At 38.8% G+C, this 6,332-nt stretch carries 8 protein-coding genes; 2 read left to right on the top strand and 6 right to left on the bottom strand.

Going from position 1 to position 6,332, the window contains the following annotated elements; all coding sequences use genetic code 11:
- Positions 1-256: 256 nt before the first annotated feature.
- The 5 genes from AAFM34_RS20075 to AAFM34_RS20055 form a co-directional block, all read right to left on the bottom strand.
- Complete coding sequence (locus AAFM34_RS20075; protein WP_114786856.1) at positions 257-1,480, bottom strand: MFS transporter; 1,224 nt, start codon at positions 1,478-1,480, stop codon at positions 257-259.
- A gap of 15 nt (positions 1,481-1,495) precedes the next feature.
- Positions 1,496-2,329 (bottom strand): HEXXH motif-containing putative peptide modification protein, encoded by an 834-nt coding sequence (locus AAFM34_RS20070; protein WP_114786855.1) that lies wholly within the window; start codon positions 2,327-2,329, stop codon positions 1,496-1,498.
- A gap of 52 nt (positions 2,330-2,381) precedes the next feature.
- Positions 2,382-2,564, bottom strand: coding sequence for a hypothetical protein (locus AAFM34_RS20065; protein ID WP_114786854.1), 183 nt, complete (start codon positions 2,562-2,564; stop codon positions 2,382-2,384).
- Positions 2,565-2,870: 306 nt separating this feature from the next.
- Positions 2,871-3,527 carry a QnrS family quinolone resistance pentapeptide repeat protein gene (locus tag AAFM34_RS20060; RefSeq protein WP_114786853.1) on the bottom strand — a complete coding sequence of 219 codons (657 nt, stop codon included), beginning with the start codon at positions 3,525-3,527 and terminating at the stop codon, positions 2,871-2,873.
- A 389-nt stretch (positions 3,528-3,916) separates the two neighbouring features.
- On the bottom strand, positions 3,917-4,204 hold the full coding sequence (locus AAFM34_RS20055; RefSeq protein ID WP_114786852.1) for a hypothetical protein: 288 nt from the start codon (positions 4,202-4,204) through the stop codon (positions 3,917-3,919).
- Between the two features lie 494 nt (positions 4,205-4,698).
- On the opposite strand from AAFM34_RS20055, the gene AAFM34_RS20050 reads away from it, so the two are divergent.
- Complete coding sequence (locus tag AAFM34_RS20050) at positions 4,699-5,124, top strand: antitoxin Xre/MbcA/ParS toxin-binding domain-containing protein (protein ID WP_341665905.1); 426 nt, start codon at positions 4,699-4,701, stop codon at positions 5,122-5,124.
- A gap of 225 nt (positions 5,125-5,349) precedes the next feature.
- Here AAFM34_RS20050 and AAFM34_RS20045 read toward each other — a convergent pair whose 3' ends face one another.
- Complete coding sequence (locus AAFM34_RS20045; RefSeq protein ID WP_114786851.1) at positions 5,350-5,724, bottom strand: MbcA/ParS/Xre antitoxin family protein; 375 nt, start codon at positions 5,722-5,724, stop codon at positions 5,350-5,352.
- 232 nt (positions 5,725-5,956) lie between these two features.
- Between AAFM34_RS20045 and AAFM34_RS20040 the strand changes: the two genes are divergently transcribed.
- Positions 5,957-6,292: a helix-turn-helix domain-containing protein gene (locus AAFM34_RS20040; protein ID WP_341665903.1), complete on the top strand. Its 336-nt coding sequence runs from the start codon at positions 5,957-5,959 to the stop codon at positions 6,290-6,292.
- Positions 6,293-6,332 lie beyond the last annotated feature (40 nt).

The following is a 6,332-nucleotide window of genomic DNA, read 5'->3' as shown; positions in this document are numbered from 1 at the left end:
ATAGAGTTCGAAAACTCTCTAAAAAAAGTGTCCTGTTGGACTTGACCAGTACAACCTTACTTTTTCTAAGAAAGTGCAGTTTATAAATTGACATTCTTTAAGATTCACTCGCTTGAAGCTACAGAGAACAAATGTACAGTTAATAAAAACAAGCCCACTAACACTTTGTTTGAAAAGTCTACTTTACTGTAATATTCGTCTTTTTACATTAATCTATCTTTTGCCTACTTTCCATAGTTTTTTATAAAATACCAAGCTACTTAAGTGCGAATCCTTTATTGGCCTTAAATGATAAGAAAAAACATACTGGTATTAAAGTTACGCTAGAAAGAATAATAATAGGTTGATTTCCAATCAAGTCGGCAAAAATATAAATTACCCCTCCACCCAAAGGCAGCATAATTATATTAATCAAGTAGAATACGCCCATAACCTTGCCTATATACTGCTGTTCTATAATGCTAGTCCTAAGTGTTCTGTTAAAAATATTAAAAAGAGAAATCCCCATCATAGACATCGAAAAGCCAACTACATAGATAACATAGCCAGTAGATAGCGAAAGTACAACAAATCCAAAACCTAACAATAACAAACCCACTACAGAAAATGAAAACATTGACATACGTTTGACTAGTATTGGAACTAAAAGTAAATTTACAAAACCAAACATACCTCCAATAAAGTTTAATATTCCATAATATTTTTCACTTAACTCAAACACTCCTGTGATAATTGCAGCGTGTGAAGATATAACAACTGCAAACATGAAATTTATTAGGCTATTTAATGCAGCAAGATAGAAGAGAGGCTTCCGTTCAAAGATATAAGTAATACCAAAGAAAAAATTACTATCATTAGTCTCTGATTGAAAATTTGGCTGAACACGATAAAGCATAATTGACAAAAATGAAAACAAAAATACAATGCCACTTATGGACAGCAATTGAATTAGATCAAGGTATTCAGATGAAAAGGCAGCTAATGCAGGCCCTAACGTCCATGCCAATAATTCACTCGATTGAACATAGGAATGTATTATTGATATATTCTTATTTTCCTTTAAGAGTGCTACATTCTTTTCTGCCCCAACTCTGCTAAATGGTAGGAGGAAAGATAAAGCAAAAGCACATGTCAGAACTATAAATAGTGTTTTTTCTTCCACTTTATATATGCAAAAGATTGCAATCGTAATTATCAAAAATCTAGTCAAAGAAGAGAGAGCGAGTGCGCCTTTAGGGCCGAGTTTGTCTGCAATAGCTCCAGCAATAGGATACATAATAATTGCAGGCACCCACTCAAGCATAAACGCGAGACCAGCATATGAAGGGCTTGAAGTTAACTCTAAGACAATTAATGGGATTGAGAAAATGACAAATGACTCTGCTAATATCCCCAAGAATATTGATATAAGGAAGGCTAATATAGAAAGGTCTGAACTACTATCTACTCCGACTTTTTGAACAATCTTAGAGTTAAGCATCAGAATTAGCCTCGATTAAGTAAATGATTCTTCAACAAGAGAGAAATCTCTATTTTTATTGAAAGCGGCTAAGCTAAATACAAGCTCTTTTCCATATGGAGTTAAAAGGTCTATCTTCTCAAGTGTTCCTTGCACACAGTCATCTAATGACTTAGAAAACTCGTTCATCATTTCATCTTTACCGATAAGTTGCTCAAAGTACAAAAGTGGGACTGTCACAAATGCTGAATGAATAGCTTTATCAAGGGGTCTCAAATCACCAACTCTCACAGCGGATAATACCCTATACTCTTCTTTGTCAAGCTCAGACGCTGGTTTAGAAAACATCTTGTTCACCATATCGCAAATGAACGTACTTAGGTGCGTTGACTCGTGAATAAGCGTATTTGCCACATCTAGTGAAGTCCAGTTGTCATCAATACTGATACAGATGACTCCAGGTAAATGAGAACCTGAACCACCACCAACCCTTGGCGAGTAAACAAAAACGACATCAGTTACGACAGTATCAACAAGCTCACGAAGATCGGTTGAGTGTTTAGAAATTAGTTCCATCGCATCTTCGTATAGTTGTCTACAATGCTCTTTGTAAGAGTCAGATTGAATCGATTCTATATCGTTAATGTTTGCTGATTCTGAAAATACGCCTTGCGAAATAGCTTCTTTAGCTATGTCTGAAGTGTGAAATTGAATTGATATTTCGGGAGTACATTCAATACCTCGTATTGTTTGAATAGACTTGGCGTATGAATCTTTTAGAGGTAAAGGCGGCTCGTACTCGCGTTTTAGTACTGCCTGAGAAAACTTCGCAATGTTGTCTCGAAGGTGTGATAAGCTTAAAAAATCCATTTTTATTCTCCTTATTTGAGAGGGGGAAGCCCCCCCCCCTCTCTGGTTATTGTTACTTTTGATTATCTTCATCACGATCGATTGTCCAACCGCCCATCATTGAGCGGTTTTCCTCCGAAAAGAACTCAGCTACGTTCGTTTCACTTGAATCATCACGATCAATAGTCCAGCCGCCCATCATTGAACGATTTTCAACACTGAAGAACTCTTGAAGATTGCTCTGTACTTTTTCCATTAGTAAATTCCTTTTTTTACAATGCTTTATATACCCCACCACAAGCAGGGCAAAAAAAAACTAACGTTCAATTAATAGATATGCAACACTTTTATATTCAATAAGATTTAAAAATGGGACAAAACTATCATTTCTAACTGTATTGAACGATGTGTCAAACCGTAACTCATATATGCATAACCAGCTAAAGTTTAATGAAAAATCACTATTTCTAACGTATATACAAGAATATATGCTTGGACGGCACTATGCCCTTCGTACAGCGAGGTGTAGTGTATTAGTAACTTTGACCCCGCCAGCAAGTCTCTAGTCAGGAAAAACAACAATACCCAGCGCTTCAAGAAGCTGTCCTTGCTGCCAGCTGGCAATTTTGATACCTGATGTATCGACTTTACGAGGATCTAAACCATCTAGTTCGGCGTGACATAAATTGGCACCCTGAAGGCTAAATTGTCCCCAGACATCTTCGGAAAAAACACCTCGACTTAAATCCGACTCTTTTAATGATGCGCCCGTGAGGTGAGTCCCTATCCAACGATTTTCATACAGCTCACATTTTTCTAAGCAGACCTGTTCCATATTTGCATAGGAGAGGTTACACCCAGTAATAAAGGCTGAGCAAAAGTACATACGATTACTCACTTGATTGGCAAAGTTTGTTCGGGAAAAGTTGGCACCTTTTAAATCGCACTCTCGCAGTTCAATACCGTAGCAATTGGCGTGATTAAAATTTGCCATCGCAAGTTGACATTGTTGGAAACTTGCATCGCGAAGATCCGCGACATCAAAATGGCAACCTTCGATATCCCCCTGCTCAATGAACTTGCAGCTAATAAATGTCGCATCACGCAAGTTGGCACGTCGAAAGTCGCATCGTATAAAGGTGCAAGCAGTGAAGGTAATTTCACTTAGATCTCGATGTGAAAAACTGTGGTGTCGATATGTGTGATGGTAGGTTTCCATGTTGCTTACTCCAATGATGAACTGAACGCAACACTACCATCAAAACCACTCCACAGCACCAAATTAAAAACACTAAAAATAAACACCTTAAAACCCGTCATTTACCCATTTAAAGGGGCCAAAACAGTACGACAAGCCTTCATGTTAACGGTCAAAGTATGTGGCATCATTGAAAAAAGTTATCCGCTTAAACTGCCACAGAGAGAAGGGGCCTTCATCTGGTTTAGCTATAATGTCCGTCATTAGGTAAAGTAACCTTAAGCGGAAGCCCGCAAATTGAAGTTGATACAAGTTCTAAGAAGGAATGGGGCAAAATCTTGCTAATAGCTTCAAAGTGAATAAGCTGACGGACAATAAAGAAGCCCCGCAATAGCGAGGCTTAATTGTGTTTATTTGTAGTACTGGTGGCGTCTTCTCGAATTATGCTTCCAGCACTTCGCAACGTCGTATACGTACGCAGGATAATCATCCCACGGGTCAGCTAGTGCTTTCCCTCTAGCTGCTCGCAGTTTGATTGGATATCCACGACACTCAACTTTGTGTAGGAAAAAGTAGCTCTTCTCCTGCTTGGTTGAAAAATGCTTGTGAGTTCCACTACGTACGTTAGGATACACATCCCATAGATAAGCCCCTTGCGCTTTGACATGACTTCGGTACTGTTGCTTTAGTTTTTTCATTTACCCTCCAGGTTTACATTACCTAGAAGGGGTCCTCTGCAAAGTAGTTCATTCGGCCACCATGATGTGCTCTTTACCTAAGTCTAGCAAATTCTAGTTAGGGTCTAAAACTATTACCAAAACTTATCAAGCAAACCATGCTTCTTAAATGATGTATGGAATCCACTCTCTCCTCGGCTAACTACACTCAATGCGAATATTATACTTAGAAACAAAATCTTAGTCCTCTCATGTGTTGTGCCGACGCGCTAGTTCGTACTAGATAACAACTCTATCAATTCATCAGTTGTAACTGTTCGGTGTTTTTCATGAACCATTTTTCGTTTATAACATATACAGCAATACGATATTTGGGTTAGTTCTAGTGTGGCAAAGCAAGCTTGCCACTAATTGGAAAGAGTATGTAGGCAACTAGCAAGCCTCGACACATTTCCGTGTTAAAATAATCTAATTACACCTATTGTGTAAGTGTAGTTAGATTCGGAGGTACTTTAATGTTCAGTGCAGCTTATGAAATGCTTGGAGGTGATAAGCGTAAAGCTCAGAGCGTAATCGATAGCCTAAAAATTATTCGTCAAGGGCTTCCTGTTGAAATGCTGGATAGAGGAATGTTAACTCTTGGTCTGACTAAGACAGATTACGCGAAAATTATTGGCGTTAATCTACGTACTCTCCAGCAAAAAATGAAAAAGCCGAACGCAACGCTAAGCCCAACTGCCAGTGAACATGCTCTTATGCTTGCAGATATGGTCAAAGAAGCAGATGAGTATTTTGGTGATCGTGATGCGACATTACGCTGGTTAAATAAACCCAGTTTGGTGTTTGAAAACGAAACACCACTTTCACTCTGTGACACAAAAACCGGTATCATTCTGGTGACAGAAGAGATCAATAAGTTGAAGTACGGATATACGGCTTAACTGGAAACCTACCAATGGTCTTGTCACAAAGCCACTTTTCTGACATAGCAGGGAAAGTTGGTCCGTTCGGTTCTGCGACATAGGCTCTTAGACACACTATGATTGGGTACAAGCGTGTTAGTTCCAGCCCATATAGCGTATCTCTGCCTTACAAAGTAGGCTTCATCCGGAAAGAGATGGCCAATGGATCAACATATCAACCTGATCTTTTGAGATAAAAACATCTCAAGAAAAATCACCATACTTGATACGATTTAATGCATCTAAAACGCGTTTTAAATCGCCTTTAAGCACAACTTCTAGCGGAGTTAGACCAGATAGCGCTGGAATTGCGGAAGTTAACCATTCTGCTCTCAAATCATAGCCCTCAAATACATCCTCCATTTGCTCTTTTAAAGTAGGGTGTTGTGAAAGAATGTACTCTATAGACTTCGACTGGGTATCATCCTCAAGTTCAACTTTGCGTAAAGTCCATGAGCCATCTTTATTGTCGAGCCATTCGATTTGATCGCCTTCTTCCCATTGCAATTCTTCTTGCAGTATTTCTGGAATGTTGAAGAAAGCTTCACCATCACAGGTCTTCTCAATTTTAACTTTCATTGCTGCTTAGAACCTTATTCTATTCACATGGTGATTTTATGACACGCTTACTCTAGTTTAGCAAAAACAGATTGCCACTAATTGGAACGAACATGCAACTGGCAAACCTACCATAAGTAACTTAAATTGCACTTATAGATAATTTCTTATACAACCACTACAAAAGTGAGTTATAGTGAACTTATATAGCAGGACGAACCCAATAGTGACAAAAGTACATTAAAAGGCACTTATGAAAAAAGGTAAGATGGTAAAGGCACAACCTATGCCTGATTTGAATACCGAGTTCAGTATGGAAACGCTGGGGAGCGCCATTCGCTCAAAACGCACCGATAGAGGCTGGCGTATTGATGATCTCGCTTCAAAAGTCAACTTATCTCGTAGGACAGTCATGAAAGTAGAAAAAGGCGATACCAGTGTCACCTTTGCCAATGTACTTGTCCTCATGGACATCTTAGGGCTATCGTTACGCCTTATCGATTTAAACCTATTTGTTCGTCCACATAGCCAAATAACCTCCCAAGCTGAAAACAGCGTGAGAGGCAATGAGGACGGTTGGTATGAGTAAGTTACAACAGTTAGACGTGTTTATCGGTACGAATACCAAA

This window comes from Vibrio sp., from assembly GCF_038138445.1.
GTDB lineage: Bacteria > Pseudomonadota > Gammaproteobacteria > Enterobacterales > Vibrionaceae > Vibrio.
This window is presented reverse-complemented; position numbering and strand designations above follow the sequence as displayed.